The following is a 20331-nucleotide window of genomic DNA, read 5'->3' on the forward strand; positions in this document are numbered from 1 at the left end:
TGTGCATGCGCGCCGTGCCCGCAACGGGAGTGTCGCGATTACAGCCCTTGCTTGAGGCTGGCTTCCAGGTAACCGTCGAGGTCACCGTCGAGCACCTTGTTGCAGTCGCTGCGCTCGACGCCGGTCCGCAGGTCTTTGATGCGCGAGTCATCGAGGACGTACGAACGGATCTGGTGACCCCAGCCGATATCGGACTTGGTGTCTTCCAGCGCCTGGGACGCCGCGTTGCGCTTCTGCATTTCCAGCTCGTACAACTTGGCCCGCAGCATTTTCATGGCGGTGTCCTTGTTCGCGTGCTGGGAGCGCTCGTTCTGGCAACTGACCACGGTGTTGGTCGGAACGTGGGTAATCCGCACCGCAGAGTCGGTGGTGTTGACGTGCTGACCACCGGCACCGGACGAACGATAGGTGTCGATGCGCAGGTCCGACGGGTTGATGTCGATCTCGATGCGATCGTCGATTTCAGGCGATACGAACACCGCCGAGAACGAGGTGTGGCGGCGCGCGCCGGAGTCGAACGGGCTCTTGCGCACCAGACGGTGTACGCCGATTTCGGTACGCAGCCAGCCAAAGGCGTATTCGCCCTTGATGTGCACGGTGGCGCCCTTGATGCCGGCGACTTCGCCTTCGGACAGTTCCATGATGGTGGCGTCGAAGCCACGCTTGTCGGCCCAGCGCAGGTACATGCGCAGCAGGATGTTGGCCCAGTCCTGCGCTTCGGTGCCGCCGGAACCGGCCTGGATGTCCAGGTAGGCGTTGTTGGGGTCCATCTCGCCGCTGAACATGCGGCGGAATTCCAGCTTGGCCAGCGACTCTTCCAGGCCCTGGAGCAGCTCGACGACGTCATTGACGGCGCCTTCGTCGTTCTCTTCGACGGCCATGTCCAGCAGTTCGCGGGAATCGGTCAGGCCGCTGGACATCTCGTCCAGGGTCTCGACGATCTGCGCCAGGGCGGCGCGCTCGCGGCCCAGCGCCTGAGCGTACTCTGGCTTGTTCCAGACGTTGGGGTCTTCCAGCTCGCGGTTGACTTCGATCAGACGATCACTTTTGTGATCGTAGTCAAAGATACCCCCGAATAGACTGGGAGCGTTCGGTGAGGTCCTTGATGGTGTTCAGGATCGGGTTGATTTCCATGGTCGACAGGACTCGCAGGCGAAATTTTCAAAGCCGGCGAGTATACCCCAGCCACTGTCGTGATGGCAGTCCGTTGGGCAGGGTCTGGCCGCTTCGATCTGAATATCGACACAACATCACAGAACCTCAGAGTACCCGTGGGAGGGATCCGAGGTTACGAGGGTCGCGAAAGCGTTGTGTCAGACAGACTGTATTCGCGACCCTCGTGACCTCGGATCCCCCCCACATTGGACCCTGACGTGGCAAACGACGCCTCAGGAACCCACCACCACCTGATTGCGCCCGTTGTGCTTGGCCGCGTACAGCCCCTGGTCGGCCTGCTGAATCAACTGGCGGCTGTGGCTGCCCACAGGCGGCACCATGGTTGCCAGGCCGATGCTGACCGTCAGGGTCGAGCCCTGGGTCGGCGCGATGTGCGGAATGTTCATGCCGGCGATGGTCTGGCGCAGTTTTTCCGCCAGCAGGCGCGCGCCGCCGGGGGAGGTATTCGGCAGCACCAATGCGAACTCTTCACCGCCGTAACGCGCCGGCAGGTCGGAAGGACGGCTGGAGCTGGCGCGAATCGCCTTGGCCACCTGACGCAGCGCTTCGTCGCCCTCAAGATGGCCGAACGTGTCGTTATAAGCCTTGAAGTAGTCGACATCGATCATCATCAGCGACAATTGAGTCTGCTCACGCACCGCCCGGCGCCATTCCAGCTCCAGGTATTCGTCGAAGTGACGACGGTTGGACAGCCCGGTCAGGCCGTCGGAGTTCATCAGCCGTTGCAGCACCAGGTTGGTGTCGAGCAACTGCTGCTGGCTGACTCGCAGCGCGCGATAGGCTTCGTCGCGCTGCAACAGGGTCATGTAGGAGCGCGAGTGATAGCGGATCCGCGCCACCAGTTCGATGTTGTCCGGCAGCTTGACCAGATAATCGTTGGCCCCGGCCGCGAACGCCGCGCTCTTGATCAGCGGGTCTTCCTTGGTCGACAGCACGATGATCGGGATGTCCCGGGTCGCCGGGTTGTTGCGGTATTCGCGCACCAGGGTCAGACCGTCCAGCCCTGGCATGACCAGATCCTGCAGGATCACCGTCGGCTTGATCTGGATCGCCTGACTGATGGCCTGATGCGGGTCGGCACAGAAGTGGAAGTCAATGTTGTCTTCATTGGCCAGGCCACGCCGGACTGCCTCGCCGATCATCGCCTGATCGTCGACCAGCAACACCATGGCAGCGTTTTCGTCCGTGGCGTTCAAATCGTCCAGCTGCAAATCATGCATTCAGGTTCTCCTGCTCACAGACGAACTGTGAAATCACCTGGAATTTCATTGACTGAAAACCTCTTTCAAGCGAGAGGCAATAGTGTCCAGCGAGCGAATCTCGACGGCTGCGTCGATGGCGGCTGCCGCCTTGGGCATGCCGTATACCGCGCTGCTCTGCTGGTTCTGAGCGATGGTCAGGTAGCCTTGCTGCCGCATCAGCTTGAGCCCCTGGGCACCGTCTCGCCCCATTCCCGTCAGCAGGACACCCACTGCATCACCGTTCCAATAGCTGGCCACACTTTCGAAAAAGACATCGATAGAGGGCCTGTAAATTTCGTTCACCGGCTCGGCGGTGTACGCCAGCGTGCCGTTCTTCAACAAGCGGATATGGTGGTTGGTGCCAGCCAGCAGCACAGTTCCGCCCTGTGGCGGCTCACCGTCGCGGGCCAGCCGCACCGGCAACCCGGACGAGCTGCTCAACCACTGCGCCATCCCGGCGGCGAAAACCTGATCGACATGCTGCACCAGCACGATGGCGGCCGGAAAATCGTTCGGCAGCCCCTTGAGCAAGACCTCCAGCGCTGCCGGCCCGCCCGCGGACGACCCGATGGCCACCAGGCCGCAGCGTTTGGCCGTTTCCCGCAACGGCGCCGGGGCGCTGCGCACGCGGCTGTCCCGCTGACCGATGAGCCAGCCTATATTAAGAATCTTGCGCAACAAAGGCGCAGCCGCTTCCCTGGGGTTGCTGCCACCGATGGCCGGGGTATCCACTACATCCAGCGCACCGTGGCCCATCGCCTCGAAAACCCGGTGCACGTTCTGTTCGCGGTCGACGGTGACGATGACGATCGCACACGGCGTGGCGGCCATGATACGTCGAGTGGCCTCCACGCCGTCCATCACCGGCATGATCAGGTCCATCAGAATCAGGTCGGGGGTCTGCTCGGCGCAGTGCGCCACGGCATCGGCGCCGTTGTTGGCCACCCAGATCACCTCATGCGTGGGCTCGAACGCCAGTGCGCGACGCAAGGCTTCCACGGCCATGGGCATATCGTTGACGATGGCGATCTTCATCCGTGCGCATCTCCTATCAACTCAACGACCGCGTCGAGCAACGCATCGTCATGGAAACTGGCTTTGGCCAGATAATAGTCGGCGCCGGCATCCAGGCCCCGGCGGCGATCTTCCTCACGATCTTTATAGGACACCACCATCACCGGCAGCGATTGCAGACGACTGTCGCGGCGCAGCAGGGTCACCAGTTCGATGCCGTCCATGCGCGGCATGTCGATGTCGGTGATCAGCAGATCGAAATCCTCGGCGCGCAGGGCGTTCCAGCCGTCCATGCCGTCCACCGCGACGGCCACTTCGTAACCGCGCCCCAGCAGCAGCTTGCGCTCCAGCTCGCGCACGGTCAGCGAATCGTCGACCACCAGCACGCGCTTGCGCGACTGGCTACCGGCCTGCAGATTGCGCCGATCGATGCGCTCCAGCCGACCGGTGTTGAGCAGCTTTTCCACCGAACGCAGCATGTCTTCGACGTCGATGATCAGTACCGCCGAGCCGTCGTCGAGCAGCGCCCCGGCGGAAATGTCCTGAACCTTGCCCAGCCGCGGGTCCAGCGGCAGCACCACCAGCGTGCGCTCGCCGATAAAGCGTTCGACCGCCACGCCGTACACGGCGTCGCGTTCGCGAATCACCACGACTTTGAGCACGTCTTCGCCATGCTGGCTGGCCGGGCGATTGAGCAACTGGCTGGCGGCGACCAGCCCGACATGGCGCTCTTCGTGCCAGAAATGCTGGCGACCTTCCAGTTGCACGATTTCGTCGGCGCGCACGTCGCGCATGCGTTCGATGTGCGCCAGCGGGAAGGCATAGGCTTCGCCGCCGACTTCCACCACCAGACTGCGCACCACCGACAGGGTCAGCGGCACTTCGATATGGAAACGGCTGCCCTGCCCGGCCTGCTGCACCAGCTCGACGCCACCGCGCAGCTGCCGGACCATATGCTGCACGGCATCCAGACCCACGCCACGCCCGGACACTTCGGTGACCTTGTCGCGCATGCTGAAACCCGGCAGGAACAGGAAGCTCAGCAGCTCTTCTTCGCTCAACTGCGCAGCGGTTTCTTCCGGCGACAGCTTGCGCTGGACGATGTTGTGGCGCAGACGTTCGAGGTCGACCCCGGCGCCGTCGTCGATCAGCTCCACCACCAGCAGACCGGCCTGGTGCGAAGCCTTGAGCTGAATCAGCCCCTCGGCGGGCTTGCCTTGAGCAAGGCGCACGTCCGGCGCTTCGATACCGTGATCGACGGCGTTGCGCAACAGATGGGTCAACGGCGCTTCGAGCTTTTCCAGCACGTCGCGGTCGACCTGGGTTTTCTCGCCTTCAATTTCCAGACGCACCTGCTTGCCCAGCGAGCGGCCAAGGTCACGCACCATGCGCGCCTGCCCGCCAAGCACATCGGCGAACGGCCGCATGCGACAGGCCAGCGCCGTGTCATAGAGCAATTGCGCGCGCTGCGAAGCCTGCCAGCCGAACTCGTCGAGGTCGGCGGTCTGCTGAATCAGCAGGTGCTGCGCTTCGCTGAGCAGTCGGCGAGCCTCTTCAAGCGCTTTCTGCGCATCCGGGTCGACTGTGTTGCCCAGCAGTGCCTCAAGGTTATCCAGCGCCCGACTGGCGCCACTCTGCGAGCGTTTGACCCGCTGCATCACGGTCAGATAAGGCTTGAGTCGCTGGGTCTCGACCAGCGATTTGCTCGACAGGTCCAGCAGGTTATTCAGACGTTCGGCGGTGACCCGCAACACTCGCTCGCCATCGGAGGTGCGACGGTCGCCACGGCGCTCGGCCTTGCTGGAGATGTCGGCCTCGACTTCAGGCGTGGTCGCAGGCGTTGGCGGTACTATTGGCGCCGGCTCGGGAACGGGAGCGGGTTCAGCCTCGACCGGTTTGAGCGGTTCCAGTGCCGCAGGCCCCAGAGCCGACTGTACCGACGCCACCAGCGCCTGGGCGTTGGCCAGCAGCAGCTCATCGATAGAGGGCGCCAGGCTGGCGTTGATAGCCGCCGACGCAGTCGGGCTGACCAGGTCATTCATCAACGCAACGTAGCCGTCGATGTCGGCCTGAGCCACGCTGCTCTTGCCCGGGGTGGCGATGCGCATCAGCAGGTCGGTACCCATCAGCAAGGCGTCGATGTGCTCGGGACGCAGGTGCAAGCGACCTTCCTGCGCACCGACCAGACAATCCTCCATGACGTGGGCGACGCTGACACCTGCATCGACACCGACGATACGCGCGGCGCCCTTGAGCGAGTGCGCGGCACGCATGCACGCTTCCAGCTGATCGGCCTGGGTCGGATTGCGCTCCAGCGCCAACAGCCCGGCACTCAGGACCTGGGTCTGCGCCTCGGCTTCGAGGGTGAACAGTTCGAACAATGACGCATCGCGCATCTGGTCGGGCGTCATGTCAGGCTCCGGTTCACAGCGGACAGCAGTTGTTCTTCATCGAGCAGGCGCAAGCTGCGGTTGCGCCATTGCAGTACACCACGGGTAAAACGCGCCTGGCTGGTGTTCTGCGCGGGCAGCGACGCCGAATCGAGCAAGCGCGCCTCGATGGCATGGATGCCGTCGACTTCATCCACCGGCACCACCACCGGCCCGCCTTCGGCCGAGACGATCAGCATGCGCGGCATGATGCGACCGTTGCCGGCCGCTGCTGCCGAGGTGTCCAGCCCCAGCAACTCGACGAACGACAGGCAGGCGACCAGCGCCCCGCGCACGTTGGCGACGCCGAGCAAGGCCCGGGAGCGCTGGTGCGGCAACGAGTGAATAGCCTGTACCGGCGAGACTTCGACCAGGCACCGGGTCGGCAACCCGAGCCACTCTTCGCCGAGGCGGAACACCACGACCGAGCGGGTCTTGATGTCGCGCTCCAGCTCCTCGGCCTGCATCGAAGCGCGGTGTTCCTGGCTCAGGGCATAGCGGTCGAGCAGGCGCGTGGCCGCCGCCGAATACACCGAGCAGTTGCGGCAATGGATGTGATCGGCCAGCAACGGGCAGGAGCGGTCGCCGTGAATGCCGATGCGGTTCCAGCAGTCGTCGATGGCCTGGGCGTCGTCGCTGACCAGTTCGGTGTGTACGCCCGTCATCGGCTACGTCCTTCTTTGTTCACGCCGCGCGCGGCACGTTCCTGCAAGCGACGGGCGCCCGCCGTATCGCCTTGGGCGGCGAGCAGCGCGGCCAGTTGCGCCAGCGCCTCGGGGTGTTGCGGTTGCAGGTACAGCGCCTTGCGGTAATACGTCTGCGCGGCCGTGGCATCGCCGCTCACTTCACTGAGCAGGCCCAGCCAGTAGAACACCGGTGCCACCGGCTCATGCTGTTTGAGATAACGCTCGCAGGCGGCATGGGCTTCAGCGCTGCGGCCTTCGTTGGCGAGCCTGACGATGTCGTCGAGCAAGGCTGCCGCTTCACCGCCATGACCCGCGGCAGGCGCACCCGGGCGTGGAATCGCCGTTTGCGGGGCGAATGGCCGCACGCTGCTTTTGCCGGCTGGCGGTGTCGGAGCAGGTGTCGGCGCAGATGTCGCTGGCGCCGGTCTTGCACTGATCGGCGGCAGCGAAAATGGCAGCGGAGCTGGAGCTGGCAGAGCCGGTGTTTCCTCCACGCCATCGGTACGGCGGCGGAAGGCGAACGACTGGGCAATGCCGATCGACACCATGCCCATGCGCCCCAGCAGGCTGCCTTCGGCGGGGCCGATAAACAGCACGCCGTCTTCACGGGTCATGCGCTTGAGCGCTTCAAAACCCTGCTTCTGAGTCTGCACATCGAAATAGATCAGCAGATTGCGACAGAACACGAAGTCGTAGGCCGAGTGCGCTACCGGCGACGCCGGGTCGAGCAGGTTGCCGGCCTGGAAGCTGACCCGCTCGCGAATCCGCTCCTGCAGGCTGTAACCGTCCTCGACCGGGCTGAAATAGCGTTCGCGGAAACTCAACTGGTCGCCGCGAAACGAATTCTTGCCGTAGATGCCACGACGGGCGCGTTGCAGCGACAGCGGGCTGATGTCCACCGCCTCGACCTTGAACTGCTGCGGCTGGATACCGGCGTCGAACAGCGCCATGGCAATCGAATACGGCTCTTCACCCGTGGAACACGGCAGACTGAGAATGCGCAGCGGCCGCGCGCCGTTGAGCTGGGTCAGCCGCGCAAGGGCCAGCTTGCCGAGGGTGGCGAAGGATTCCGGGTAACGGAAGAACCAGGTTTCCGGGACGATCACCGCCTCGATCAGCGCCTGTTGCTCGTCTGCCGAGCCTTGCAGCAGCTGCCAGTAAGCGTCCTGATCGGGCATGTTGCTGAGGCTGCAGCGCTGACGCACGGCTCGCTCGATGATCGCCTCGCCCACCGAGGCTACATCCAGACCGATGCGCTGCTTGAGAAACGCAAAGAACCGCGCGTCGCTGCTCATGGCACTGCCTCGAAGGCCTCAAGACTCATGGGCTGCGGCGGAAACAGCAAGGCGCGTACACCATCGTCGAGCAGATCCTGCACGCGAATCCACTGCAACAGCCCCAACTCGTCCTCACGCACCGGCCCCAGATAGCGCGCCTGCGGGTTGTCCAGGCCGTAGGCCTTGAACTCGTCCGCCGCACAACGCAGGGTGTCGGTCGCCTGTTCCAGAATCAGCCCGAGCCAGCGCGGCGGCTGTTCGCCATCGAAGCGGTAATTGACCAGCACCAATCGGGTGCTGGTGCGCAGTTGCGCCGGCTGGCCGAAGGCCAATGCGCACAGATCGATCACCGGCACCACGGCGCCACGATGGGCGAACACCCCGGCCACCCAGTGCGGCGCCTGGGCAATCGGCTTGAGCGCCAGTCGCGGCAGCACCTCGGCCACTTCCGTCGCCTCCAGCGCATAACGCTCCGGGCCGAGACGGAACAGCAGAAACAGCTTGCTCTTCGACACCAGCGCGGCGCTGCGTTTGACGGAATGCTCGATCATGGCCTCGACTCAGACCTTGAAGCGCGAAACGCCGCTGCGCAGACCGACAGCGACCTGGCTCAGTTCGTCGATGGCGAAGCTGGCCTGACGCAGCGACTCGACAGTCTGGCTGCTGGCATCGCCCAGCTGCACCAGCGCCTGGTTGATCTGCTCGGCGCCAGTGGCCTGGGCTTGCATGCCTTCGTTGACCATCAACACCCGCGGCGCCAGCGCCTGCACTTGATGGATGATCTGCGAAAGCTGCTCGCCGACCTGCGTCACTTCGAACATGCCGCGACGGACTTCTTCGGAGAACTTGTCCATGCCCATCACCCCGGCCGACACCGCCGACTGGATCTCTCGGACCATCTGCTCGATGTCATAGGTGGCGACAGCCGTCTGGTCGGCCAGGCGCCGCACTTCAGTGGCGACCACAGCAAAACCGCGCCCGTATTCACCGGCCTTCTCGGCTTCGATGGCAGCGTTGAGCGACAGCAGGTTGGTCTGGTCGGCGACCTTGACGATGGTCACCACCACCTGATTGATGTTGCCGGCCTTCTCGTTGAGGATCGCCAGCTTGGAATTGACCAGATCGGCCGCGCCCATCACCGAGTGCATGGTCTCCTCCATGCGCGCCAGACCTTGCTGGCCGGAGCCGGCGAGGATCGAGGCCTGGTCGGCGGCGGACGTCACCTCGGTCATGGTGCGCACCAGATCACGGGACGTCGCGGCGATTTCCCGCGAGGTCGCACCGATTTCAGTGGTGGTGGCGGCGGTTTCGGTGGCAGTGGCCTGTTGTTGCTTGGAAGTGGCGGCGATCTCGGTCACCGAGGTGGTGACCTGTACCGAAGAACGCTGGGCCTGGGCAACCAGTGCAGCCAGCTCGGTGGTCATGTCGTTGAAACCGGTCTGCACCACGCCGAATTCGTCCTTGCGATCCAGATTCAAGCGGGCACTCAGGTCGCCGGTGCGCATGGTTTCCAGAATCTGCACGATGCGCTCCATCGGCGACAGAATCGCCCGCATCATCAACAGGCCGCAGGCCGCAGCAGCCAGCACGGCCATGATCAGGGAAATGCCCAGGGTGATCTTGGCGCTGGAAACGGCGGCTTGAATGGCGTCGGATGCACGGTCGGCAATCACTTTGTTCTTGGTGCCCAGCGCGTTGAGAATCTTGCGGCCTTCGAACCACATCGGTGTCATCTGTTCGGTGAACACACGCTGGGACATCACGAAGTTGCCGTTCTGGTAAGACGCCAGCACGTTGTTGAGGACCATCTGATAACGCTCGCGCAGTTGCAGAAACTGGGCGAAATCGTTGCGGTCGGACTCTTCGAAGATACTCTTCTGGTAGTTGGCGATCTGCGCCTGCAGGCGGTCCTCGAAGTCCTTGTACTGGTCTTCTTCGGCATTGGTCAGATCGCGCCCGGCCCCTTCGGCGAGCAACTGCTGGGTACGGACATAACTTTCGACCCAGGCGCCACGTACGGTGCTGCTGTAGTAAACGCCTGGCAGCGCGTCGAGGCGAACTTCGTCGCCACTGCTTTCAATCACCAGCAGCCGATTGAAAGCCACGACAACCATCAGCAGCATGATGGCGATGACAACGGCAAAGCTCGCCAAAATACGTTGACGCAACGTCCAGTTCTTCACAGTCAGCCCTCAAGAGTTCAACTCGGTAAAACCGGGTTCAAGAAGCGGACCGAAAGACGGCCCAAAGCGAGCGAGAGTATAGCCTAGTGCCTTACCAATAAAGCTGACTATTTCCGACGTAACTTACGCAATAACGCACACATATGACGGAAATATCTGACAGGTTATCGGCGCTTTGAGGGAGGGCTTGATGGTGAGGAGTTGCCGCTTTTCCAACCGGGCAAACACACGATCGTGATGCCTTCATTGCAACTGTAGGAGTGAGCTTGCTCGCGATCACGGTGTGTCAGGCATGTTTGCAGGGCCTGATCAAAAGCATCGCGAGCAAGCTCACTCCTACAAGGGAGCGGCGGGGATTAATGCTGCGCCTGGCGCACCTGGCTTTCCAGCTCGGTCTTGAACGCTGGTGGCAGTTTCAACTGCTTGGCCAGTTCATCCAGATACGCCCGCTCCATGAAGTGCTCCTCGTCGACCATCATCACGCTGGCCAGGTACATCTCGGCGGCGATTTCCGGGGTGTGGGCGGCGCGGGCAACGTCGGCCGGGTCGAGCGGTTTGTTCAGTTCGGCCTGCAGCCAGTGCTGCAACTCGCGATCACCGGTCAGGCGGGTGAACTCACCCTCGATCAATGCCCGCTCACGCTCATCGACATGCCCGTCAGCCTTGGCCGCCGCCACCAGCGCGCGCAGGATCGATTCGCTGTGCTGCTCAACCTGGGCCGGCGGCACACGGTCGACGGTCTGCGGCTGGGAAGGCTGGCCGCCGCCCTGATTGGCCTGCCAGTTGCCATAGGCCTTGTAGGCCAACACGCCCAGCGCGGCGAGACCGCCATAAGTCAGCGCCTTGCCGCCCAGCTTACGCGCACTTTTATTGCCCAGCAGCAAGCCCATGGCACCTGCCGCCAACGCGCCGCCGCCGGCACCGGAGAGAAAACTGCCCAGGTTGCCACCGCCCGCCTTGCCGAGCAGATCCCCCAGCCCACCCTGGGCGCTCTTGCTCTGAGCGCCAAAGCCGGACGCGCCAGTGGTCTTGTTCTGCAGCAGGTCCTGACCGGATTTCAACAGTTGATCGAGCAAGCCACGGGTATTCATGGGACACCTCTGGAAATGATTCAAATGATCGACCCGCAGGGTAAGACGAACGTTTCCATGCGGGTTTTCAGGTGTGCTTCCAGATGTTGCGACCGAGCTGGCTCGCCATCGTAAAAAGCGATATACATTTGAAGCATTCGAAAAAGAACAAGGACTGCCCCGTCATGATGACCCTGCGCCAGATACGCCACTTCATCGCCGTGGCCGAAACCGGATCGATCTCGGCCGCCGCACAGGCGGTGTTCATTTCCCAGTCGACCCTGACCCTGGCGATCCAGCAACTGGAAGAGGACATCGGCGTCAGCCTGTTCAGCCGCCACGCCAAGGGCATGACCCTGACGCACCAGGGCCACCAGTTTCTGCGTCAGGCGCACCTGATCCTCGCCACCGTGGAAAACGCCAAACGCAGCCTGCAACAGGGCACTGACCAGATCGCCGGCCAATTGATCGTCGGCGTCACCAGCCTGGTCGCCGGTTACTACCTGGCCGACCTGCTGACCCGCTTTCAGCGCGCTTACCCCAATGTCGATATCCGTGTGATGGAGGACGAACGCCCCTACATCGAGCACTTGCTGGTCAGCGGCGAGATCGATGTCGGCGTGCTGATCCTGTCCAATCTCGAAGACCGTCACGCCTTGCAGACCGAGGTGCTGACCCACTCGCCACACCGGCTGTGGCTGCCAGCGCAGCACCCGCTGCTGGAGCACGACAACATCAATCTGGCCGACGTCGCCCGTGAGCCGCTGATTCAGCTCAATGTCGATGAAATGGGCGTGAACGCCCAGCGCATCTGGTCCCAGGCCGGTCTGCAACCCTGCGTCAGCCTGCGCACGGCCTCCACCGAAGCGGTGCGCAGTCTGGTGGCCGCGGGGCTTGGCGTGTCGATCCAGCCAGACATGACCTATCGGCCCTGGTCGCTGGAAGGCGACATCATCGAAGCGCGGCCGATTGCCGACCTCAACCAGACCCTGGATGTCGGCCTGGCCTGGCGCCGGGGTACCGCACGGCCGTCGCTGGTCGATCCGTTCCTCAATGTGGCCCGGGAACAACCGCATCCGGGACGCAGGCCATCGATTTAATCGAACGCTGCTTTCAGTATTTAGAATTTGTCGAGCGCTGACAGTGGCACTAGGCTCTGAGGCTTGGGAGATGAACTGTTTCTGGATGTGAGAGCGGCACGTCCCAGACGACGCTATCGCGAGCAAGCTCACTCCTACAGGGGAATGCGATCAATTGTAGGAGTGAGCTTGCTCGCGATGACGTCCTGACAGGCACCTCCTGAAAATCCGCAAATAACAATATCGATACAAGGAAGCTCGACCCATGGCTGGCACCCCCACTCCCCCACTGCTCACTTCATTGCTGATCGACGGTGAACAGGTCATGGGCCAGGGCATGGTCGAGCCGATCCTCAACCCGGCCACCGGTGAGGTGCTGGTACACATTGCCGAAGCCAGCAGCGAGCAGGTCGAAGCCGCGATTCTCGCCGCCGATCGCGCCTTCAGCAGCTGGTCGCGAACCACGCCGCAGCAGCGCGCCAACATTCTGCTCGGCATCGCCGACGCCATCGAACGCAACGCCGATCACCTCGCCACGCTCGAAGCCCTGAACTGCGGCAAGCCGCTGCACCTGGCGCGGCAGGACGACCTCAGCGCCACCGTCGATGTGTTCCGTTTTTTCGCCGGTGCCGTACGTTGCCAGACCGGGCAACTGGCCGGTGAATACGTCCCCGGTTACACCAGCATGGTGCGCCGCGATCCGATTGGCGTGGTCGCCTCCATTGCGCCGTGGAACTACCCGATCATGATGGCCGCGTGGAAAATCGCTCCGGCCCTCGCAGCCGGCAACACCCTGGTGTTCAAGCCCTCGGAACACACGCCGCTGTCGATTCTGGCGCTGGTGCCGATCCTCGCCAAGCACTTGCCCAAAGGCGTGATCAACGTCGTCTGTGGCGGCGGCGAAGGAGTCGGCAGTCATCTGGTCAGCCACCCGAAGGTGCGCATGGTGTCGCTGACCGGCGATATCGTCACCGGCCAGAAGATCCTTCAAGCCGCCTCCAGAACCTTGAAACGCACTCACCTGGAACTGGGCGGCAAGGCACCGGTGATCGTCTGCAACGACGCCGACATCGATGCTGTGGTCGAAGGGGTGCGCACCTACGGTTATTACAACGCCGGGCAGGATTGCACCGCCGCCTGCCGCATCTACGCCCAGGCCGGGATTCACGACCGGCTGGTCGCCGAACTGGGCGCGGCGGTGAGCAGCCTGCGCTTTGCCAGCAAACGCGACGCCGACAACGAAATCGGCCCGCTGATCAGCACCCGCCAGCGCGACCGCGTGGCCAGCTTCGTCGAACGCGCCCTGAGCCAGCCGCATATCGAGCGCATCACCGGCGCCGCGGTGCATTCCGGCCCCGGTTTCTACTACCAGCCGACCCTGCTGGCCGGCTGTAAACAGGGCGATGAAATCGTTCAGCGCGAAGTGTTCGGCCCGGTAGTGACCGTGACCCGCTTCGACGAACTGGCCCAGGCGGTGGACTGGGCCAACGATTCCGAATACGGCCTGGCCTCGTCGATCTGGACGCAGAATCTGGACAAGGCCATGCAGGTCGCGGCGCGGCTGCAATACGGCTGCACCTGGATCAACAGCCATTTCATGCTGGTCAGCGAAATGCCCCATGGTGGCCTGAAGCGTTCGGGCTACGGCAAGGACCTGTCCAGCGATTCGCTGCAGGACTACAGCGTGGTGCGGCACATCATGGCCAGGCACGGCAACGCACTGACCTGACACGGTTTCGCAACATCGGCTTCAGGCAACACCGCTACGCTAATAACAGCTTGAAACAAGCAGGCTTCACCGGTTCATCGTTCAAAACTGCCCCGATCATAATTTGAAAAAGAGGGAACATCATGTCAGTGCAAAAGACCGCGCTTCTCGGCGCCGTAGTCACCGCGTTGTTTGCCAGCGGCACCTTGCAGGCCGCCGAGATGCTCAAGGCTGTCGGCAACGGCGAAGGCCAGCTGGATATCGTGGCGTGGCCGGGTTACATCGAGCGGGGCGAAAGCGACAAGGCTTATGACTGGGTCACCGGTTTCGAGAAAGAGACCGGCTGCAAGGTCAACGTCAAGACCGCCGCGACCTCCGACGAGATGGTCAGCCTGATGACCAAGGGCGGCTACGACCTGGTCACCGCTTCCGGTGACGCCTCGCTGCGTCTGGTGGCGGGCAAGCGGGTGCAGCCGATCAACACCGACCTGATCCCCAACTGGAAAACCCTCGACCCGCGCCTGAAAGACGGCCCGTGGTACACCGTCAACAAGCAGACCTTCGGCACGCCTTATCAGTGGGGCCCGAACGTGCTGATGTACAACACCAACGTGTTCAAGACCCCGCCGGTGAGCTGGAGCGTGGTGTTCGAGCCGCAGAACCTGCCGGACGGCAAGCCGAACAAGGGCCGCGTGCAGGCCTACGACGGCCCGATCTACATCGCCGACGCGGCGCTGTACCTGAAATCCGCCAAGCCGGAACTGAAGATCGAAGACCCCTACCAACTGACCGAAACCCAATACAAGGCCGTGCTCGACCTGCTGCGCGCGCAGCATCCGCTGGTCCACCGCTACTGGCATGACGCGACCGTGCAGATGAGTGACGTGAAAAACGAAGGCGTCGCCGCGTCCAGTTCATGGGGCTACATGGTCAACGGCCTGGTCGCCGACAAGCAGCCGGTCGCCTCGACCATCCCGCAGGAAGGCGCCACCGGCTGGGCCGACACCACCATGCTGCACGCCGACGCCAAGCACCCGAACTGCGCTTACAAGTGGATGGACTGGTCGCTGCAACCGAAGGTCCAGGGCGACGTTTCTGCCTGGTTCGGCTCGCTGCCGGTGGTCCCAGCCGCGTGCAAGGCCAGCGAGCTGCTGGGCGCCGAAGGCTGTGCCACCAACGGCTTCGACCTGTTCGACAAGATCGCCTTCTGGAAAACCCCGCAGGCCGAGGGCGGCAAGTACGTGCCGTACAGCCGCTGGACCCAGGATTACATCGCGATCATGGGTGGGCGTTAAACCCGGAACGCGATCCCCGGCACACCGTAAAACCTGTAGGAGTGAGCTTGCTCGCGATGCATTCGATCAGACACTGCAGCGTTGTCTGACACCACGTCATCGCGAGCAAGCTCACTCCTACAAGGTTCAGCCACACATTCACCGCTTGTACCGGCCCTTTGCGGATTGTTCCGCTCCCGCCAGGGCCAACTGGAGTTTCACCATGACCCTTGCAGTCCAGTTCACCCACGTTTCCCGTCAGTTCGGCGAAGTGAAGGCCGTTGACCGGGTTTCCATCGATATCAAGGACGGCGAGTTCTTTTCCATGCTTGGCCCTTCGGGCTCGGGCAAGACCACCTGCCTGCGTCTGATCGCCGGCTTCGAACAACCCAGCGCCGGTTCCATCCGCATCCACGGCGAAGAAGCCGCCGGGCTGCCGCCGTACCAGCGCGACGTCAACACGGTATTTCAGGACTACGCGCTGTTCCCGCACATGAACGTGCGCGACAACGTCGCCTACGGCCTGAAGGTCAAGGGCGTCGGCAAGAGTGAGCGCCTGAGCCGTGCCGAAGAAGCGCTGAACATGGTCGCCCTCGGCGGTTATGGCGAGCGCAAGCCGGTGCAACTGTCTGGCGGTCAGCGCCAGCGTGTCGCCCTGGCCCGTGCACTGGTCAATCGTCCGCGCGTGCTGCTGCTCGACGAGCCCCTCGGCGCCCTCGACCTCAAGCTGCGCGAGCAGATGCAGAGCGAACTGAAAAAGCTGCAGCGCCAGCTCGGCATCACCTTCATTTTCGTCACCCACGACCAGACCGAAGCGCTGTCGATGTCGGACCGGGTCGCGGTGTTCAACAAGGGTCGCATCGAACAGGTCGACACCCCGCGCAACCTGTACATGAAACCGGCGACGCCGTTCGTGGCCGAGTTCGTCGGCACCTCCAACGTGCTGCGCGGTGACATCGCCCTCTTGCTCAGCGGTACCGAACTGCCGTTTTCGATTCGTCCCGAGCACATCCGTTTTGCCGAAGGCCCGTTGGCCAGCGACGAAATCGAAGTCAGCGGCCTGCTGCACGACATCCAGTATCAGGGCAGCGCAACCCGCTACGAGCTGAAGCTGGACAACGGCCAGACCCTCAGCGTCAGCCAGGCCAACACGCAGTGGCTGGACACCAGCAGCCGTCACCAGACCGGCCAGCGCGTCACCGCCCGCTGGGCGCGGGAGGCGATGGTGGCGCTGCACGACAGCCACGCCGAGGCGCACTGACATGAGCCAGACACTCGCCCATCCGGCGCCACTCACCGGGCCTTCTCCGCTGCGGCGCTTTTCCAATCTGCTATACCGGCGGCCGAACCTGTACCTGTCGCTGCTGTTGATCCCGCCGCTGCTGTGGTTCGGCGCGGTCTATCTGGGCTCGCTGCTGACCCTGCTCTGGCAGGGCTTCTACACCTTCGACGACTTCACCATGGCGGTGACGCCGGACCTGACCCTGGCCAACTTCGCCGCGCTGTTCAATCCGTCCAACTTTGACGTGATCCAGCGCACGCTCGGCATGGCGGTCGCGGTGTCCATCGCCAGCGCCATCGTCGCCTTCCCCATCGCCTACTACATGGCGCGTTACACCACGGGCAAGACCAAGGCGTTTTTCTACATCGCGGTGATGATGCCGATGTGGGCCAGTTACATCGTCAAAGCCTACGCCTGGACCCTGCTGCTGGCCAAAGGCGGGGTCGCCCAGTGGTTCGTTCAGCATCTGGGGCTGGAGCCGCTGCTGCAGATGATCCTCGGCATTCCCGGGGTCGGTGGCAGCACCCTGTCGACCTCGCATCTGGGGCGTTTTCTGGTGTTCGTCTATATCTGGCTGCCGTTCATGATCCTGCCGATTCAGGCCTCGCTGGAGCGCCTGCCGCCGTCGCTGCTGCAAGCCTCGGCCGACCTTGGCGCGACGCCTCGGCAGACCTTCATGCAGGTGATTCTGCCGCTGTCGGTGCCGGGCATTGCCGCCGGTTCGATCTTCACCTTTTCACTCACTCTGGGCGACTTCATCGTGCCGCAACTGGTCGGCCCGCCCGGCTACTTCATCGGCAGCATGGTCTACGCCCAACAGGGTGCCATCGGCAACCTGCCCATGGCCGCTGCGTTCACGCTGGTGCCGATCGTGCTGATCGCCGTTTACCTGTCCATCGTCAAACGACTGGGGGCCTTCGATGCGCTCTAAGCCTGTAAAGAACGGCGACCAGGCCTCGTGGGGCCTGAAGATCGCCGCCTGGGGCGGGTTGGTGTTTCTGCACTTCCCGATCCTGATCATCTTCCTGTACGCCTTCAACACCGAAGACGCCGCGTTCAGCTTTCCGCCTCAGGGCTTCACCCTGAAGTGGTTCAGCGTGGCCTTCGCCCGGCCCGACGTGCTGGAAGCGATCAAGCTGTCGCTGCAGATCGCCTGTGTCGCCACGCTGATCGCGCTGGTGCTCGGCACCCTGGCCTCGGCGGCGCTGTACCGGCGTGACTTTTTCGGCAAGGACGGCATTTCGCTGATGCTGATCCTGCCCATCGCCCTGCCCGGCATCATCACCGGCCTGGCGTTGCTGTCGGCGTTCAAGACCCTGGGCATCGAACCCGGCATGTTCACCATCATCGTCGGCCACGCGACCTTCTGTGTGGTGATCGTCTACAACAACGTCATCGCCCGCCTGCGCCGCACCTCGCACAGCCTGATCGAGGCGTCGATGGACCTGGGCGCCGACGGCTGGCAAACCTTCCGCTACATCATCATGCCCAACCTCGGCTCGGCGCTGCTGGCCGGCGGCATGCTGGCGTTCGCGCTGTCGTTCGACGAAATCATCGTCACCACCTTTACCGCCGGCCACGAACGCACGTTGCCGATCTGGCTGCTCAACCAGCTCAGCCGCCCGCGCGATGTGCCGGTGACCAACGTCGTCGCCATGCTGGTGATGCTGGTGACCATGCTGCCGATTCTCGGCGCCTATTACCTGACCCGCGGCGGCGAAAGCGTGGCGGGCAGTGGCGGGAAGTAAGAACAACCTTTTCGGCACACACCACCATTCCTTGTAGGAGTGAGCTTGCTCGCGATCCGTCGGACCAGACGCTGCAACGCTGCCTGACATAACGCCATCGCGAGCAAGCTCACTCCTACAAGGGGCCGCATTCCATCAACAACCGGTCGCAGGCCGACGTGCCGCGACGAAGAACCCTACGGATCGAACAAGAGGACAAACCATGCAAACCAAGCTGCTGATCAACGGCCAACTGGTCGCCGGTGACGGTCCCGCGCAACCGGTGTTCAACCCCGCCCTGGGCCGGGTGCTGGTGGAAATCAACGAAGCCACTGAAGCACAGGTCGACACCGCCGTGCGTGCCGCCGATGCCGCTTTCGAGAGCTGGTCGCAGACCGCACCGAAAGACCGCTCGCTGTTGCTGCTGAAACTGGCCGACGCCATCGACGCCAACGCCGAAGAACTGGCGAAACTGGAATCGGACAACTGTGGCAAGCCCCTGCACGCCGCGCTCAACGACGAGCTGCCGGCCATCGCCGACGTGTTCCGCTTCTTCGCCGGCGCCAGCCGCTGCATGGGCGGCTCGGCAGCGGGTGAATACCTGCCGGGCCACACCTCGATGATCCGTCGCGATCCGGTGGGCGTGATCGCCTCGATTGCGCCGTGGAACTACCCGCTGATGATGGTCGCCTGGAAAATCGCCCCGGCCCTGGCCGCCGGCAATACCGTGGTGCTCAAGCCGTCCGAGCAGACGCCGCTGACCGCCCTGCGCCTCGCGGAACTGGCCGGCGAGATCTTCCCGGCCGGTGTGCTCAACCTGGTGTTCGGTCGCGGCCAGACGGTCGGCAATCCGCTGGTGACCCACCCGAAAGTGCGCATGGTGTCGCTGACCGGCTCCATCGCCACCGGCTCGCACATCATTTCCAGCACCGCCGACAGCGTCAAACGCATGCACATGGAGCTGGGCGGCAAGGCGCCGGTGATCATTTTCGACGACGCCGACATCGACGCCGCAGTCGAGGGCATCCGCACCTTCGGCTTCTACAACGCCGGCCAGGACTGCACCGCTGCCTGCCGCATCTATGCACAAAGCGGCATCTACGAGAAGTTCGTGGAAAAACTCGGCGCAGCGGTCAGCACCATCAAGGTCGGCCCGCAGGATGACCCGAGCACCGAACTGGGCCCACTGATCACCGCCCAACACCGCGACCGCGTCACCGGTTTCGTTGAGCGCGCCATCGCCCAGTCCCACACCCGTCTGATCACCGGCGGCAAGGCCATCGACGGCAACGGCTTTTTCTTCCAGCCGACCGTGATCGCCGACGTCCAGCAGGACGACGAAATCGTCCGCCGCGAAGTGTTCGGCCCGGTGGTCTCGGTGACGAAATTCGACGACGAGGCGCAGGTGCTGGCCTGGGCCAACGATTCGGATTACGGCCTGGCCTCGTCGGTCTGGACCCAGGACGTCGGCCGCGCCCACCGCCTCTCAGCTCGCCTGCAATACGGCTGCACCTGGGTCAACACCCACTTCATGCTGGTCAGCGAAATGCCCCACGGCGGCCAGAAACTCTCCGGCTACGGCAAGGACATGTCCATGTACGGCCTGGAGGACTACACCACTGTTCGGCATGTGATGTTCAAACACTGATCCGCCACAACCATCAGGGGCAACGCCTTCCCATAGCAGTCCGGCTTGCCGGCGGTGGCGATCTCAAGAACGCCATCGCCAGCCAGCCGGACAAAATCCCCGTGGGAGGGAGCTCTGCTCGCGATAGCGCCATATCAGTCAACATTGTCTTGGCGGATTAACCGCAATCGCGAGCAGAGTTCCTTCCCACATTAGGTTCAATGTGTCGGAAATCCAGACTCGACACAAAATCCAGCGAATGGCATTTCAGACAATTCGGCACTGGCACGCTGCTCCTTCCTACACCCGATCTGTTGGTTGAAGCTGTTCGGTATCATATTTTGATACCATGAATAACCGACATAAGATCGTTCTAAAAGTCGTCTTCTCCAAACCCGTGCCCAGCAATCTGGAATGGAGCCGGCTTGAGGCTTTGTTCATTGCACTGGGTGCACGAACTATTGAGGGAGCCAACTGTCTTAAGCCTCCCACCCGACTAACGGCTGGCAGGCGAGTCTTGCCATGGTTTTCCATCCCGAACCATGGCGTTCAGCCTGA

The 20331-nt window shown here is 63.1% G+C and carries 16 protein-coding genes; 7 read left to right on the forward strand and 9 right to left on the reverse strand.

The window, feature by feature from the left end:
- Positions 1-38: 38 nt before the first annotated feature.
- The 9 genes from prfB to ACIPL0_RS30385 all read right to left on the reverse strand — a co-directional run bounded on the left by prfB (position 39) and on the right by ACIPL0_RS30385 (position 11097).
- Positions 39-1134, reverse strand: a protein-coding gene (prfB, locus tag ACIPL0_RS30345) for a peptide chain release factor 2 (RefSeq protein ID WP_400602977.1) whose coding sequence is annotated in 2 segments (ribosomal slippage) — positions 39-1061 and positions 1063-1134 — 1095 coding nt in all. Because the reading frame shifts where the segments join, the coding sequence is not laid out codon by codon here.
- Between the two features lie 254 nt (positions 1135-1388).
- Positions 1389-2396 carry a diguanylate cyclase domain-containing protein gene (locus ACIPL0_RS30350; RefSeq protein WP_400602976.1) on the reverse strand — a complete coding sequence of 336 codons (1008 nt, stop codon included), beginning with the start codon at positions 2394-2396 and terminating at the stop codon, positions 1389-1391.
- Between the two features lie 45 nt (positions 2397-2441).
- Positions 2442-3452, reverse strand: a complete 1011-nt coding sequence (locus ACIPL0_RS30355) for a chemotaxis response regulator protein-glutamate methylesterase (RefSeq protein WP_400602975.1) — start codon at positions 3450-3452, stop codon at positions 2442-2444.
- Positions 3449-5842: a hybrid sensor histidine kinase/response regulator gene (locus ACIPL0_RS30360; protein ID WP_400602974.1), complete on the reverse strand. Its 2394-nt coding sequence runs from the start codon at positions 5840-5842 to the stop codon at positions 3449-3451. The genes ACIPL0_RS30355 and ACIPL0_RS30360 overlap by 4 nt, the downstream gene beginning before the upstream one ends.
- Entirely contained in the window at positions 5839-6525 is a 687-nt protein-coding gene (locus ACIPL0_RS30365; RefSeq protein ID WP_400602973.1) for a chemotaxis protein CheW, read from the reverse strand. Before ACIPL0_RS30365 ends, ACIPL0_RS30360 begins: the two co-directional genes overlap by 4 nt.
- Positions 6522-7841: a CheR family methyltransferase gene (locus ACIPL0_RS30370; RefSeq protein ID WP_400602972.1), complete on the reverse strand. Its 1320-nt coding sequence runs from the start codon at positions 7839-7841 to the stop codon at positions 6522-6524. Before ACIPL0_RS30370 ends, ACIPL0_RS30365 begins: the two co-directional genes overlap by 4 nt.
- Positions 7838-8374 carry a chemotaxis protein CheW gene (locus ACIPL0_RS30375; RefSeq protein WP_400602971.1) on the reverse strand — a complete coding sequence of 179 codons (537 nt, stop codon included), beginning with the start codon at positions 8372-8374 and terminating at the stop codon, positions 7838-7840. The genes ACIPL0_RS30370 and ACIPL0_RS30375 overlap by 4 nt, the downstream gene beginning before the upstream one ends.
- 9 nt (positions 8375-8383) lie before the next feature.
- Positions 8384-10006: a methyl-accepting chemotaxis protein gene (locus ACIPL0_RS30380; protein ID WP_400602970.1), complete on the reverse strand. Its 1623-nt coding sequence runs from the start codon at positions 10004-10006 to the stop codon at positions 8384-8386.
- Between the two features lie 356 nt (positions 10007-10362).
- Positions 10363-11097, reverse strand: coding sequence for a tellurite resistance TerB family protein (locus tag ACIPL0_RS30385; RefSeq protein ID WP_400602969.1), 735 nt, complete (start codon positions 11095-11097; stop codon positions 10363-10365).
- A gap of 164 nt (positions 11098-11261) precedes the next feature.
- On the opposite strand from ACIPL0_RS30385, the gene ACIPL0_RS30390 reads away from it, so the two are divergent.
- The 7 genes from ACIPL0_RS30390 (at position 11262) to ACIPL0_RS30420 (ending at position 19794) form a co-directional block, all read left to right on the forward strand.
- Positions 11262-12176, forward strand: a complete 915-nt coding sequence (locus ACIPL0_RS30390) for a LysR substrate-binding domain-containing protein (protein WP_400602968.1) — start codon at positions 11262-11264, stop codon at positions 12174-12176.
- A gap of 244 nt (positions 12177-12420) precedes the next feature.
- On the forward strand, positions 12421-13884 hold the full coding sequence (locus tag ACIPL0_RS30395) for a gamma-aminobutyraldehyde dehydrogenase (protein WP_400602967.1): 1464 nt from the start codon (positions 12421-12423) through the stop codon (positions 13882-13884).
- 122 nt (positions 13885-14006) lie between these two features.
- A complete protein-coding gene (gene ydcS, locus ACIPL0_RS30400; RefSeq protein WP_400602966.1) occupies positions 14007-15158 on the forward strand; it encodes a putative ABC transporter substrate-binding protein YdcS in 1152 nt (383 codons plus the stop codon).
- 202 nt (positions 15159-15360) lie between these two features.
- On the forward strand, positions 15361-16398 hold the full coding sequence (locus ACIPL0_RS30405) for an ABC transporter ATP-binding protein (RefSeq protein WP_400602965.1): 1038 nt from the start codon (positions 15361-15363) through the stop codon (positions 16396-16398).
- Position 16399: 1 nt separating this feature from the next.
- Positions 16400-17350 (forward strand): ABC transporter permease, encoded by a 951-nt coding sequence (locus tag ACIPL0_RS30410; RefSeq protein ID WP_400602964.1) that lies wholly within the window; start codon positions 16400-16402, stop codon positions 17348-17350.
- Positions 17340-18167: an ABC transporter permease gene (locus tag ACIPL0_RS30415; RefSeq protein ID WP_400602963.1), complete on the forward strand. Its 828-nt coding sequence runs from the start codon at positions 17340-17342 to the stop codon at positions 18165-18167. Before ACIPL0_RS30410 ends, ACIPL0_RS30415 begins: the two co-directional genes overlap by 11 nt.
- Before the next feature lie 202 nt (positions 18168-18369).
- Positions 18370-19794 carry a gamma-aminobutyraldehyde dehydrogenase gene (locus ACIPL0_RS30420; protein ID WP_400602962.1) on the forward strand — a complete coding sequence of 475 codons (1425 nt, stop codon included), beginning with the start codon at positions 18370-18372 and terminating at the stop codon, positions 19792-19794.
- Positions 19795-20331: the final 537 nt, after the last annotated feature.

It is taken from the genome of Pseudomonas sp. NPDC090208 (assembly GCF_044746785.1).
Lineage (GTDB): Bacteria > Pseudomonadota > Gammaproteobacteria > Pseudomonadales > Pseudomonadaceae > Aquipseudomonas.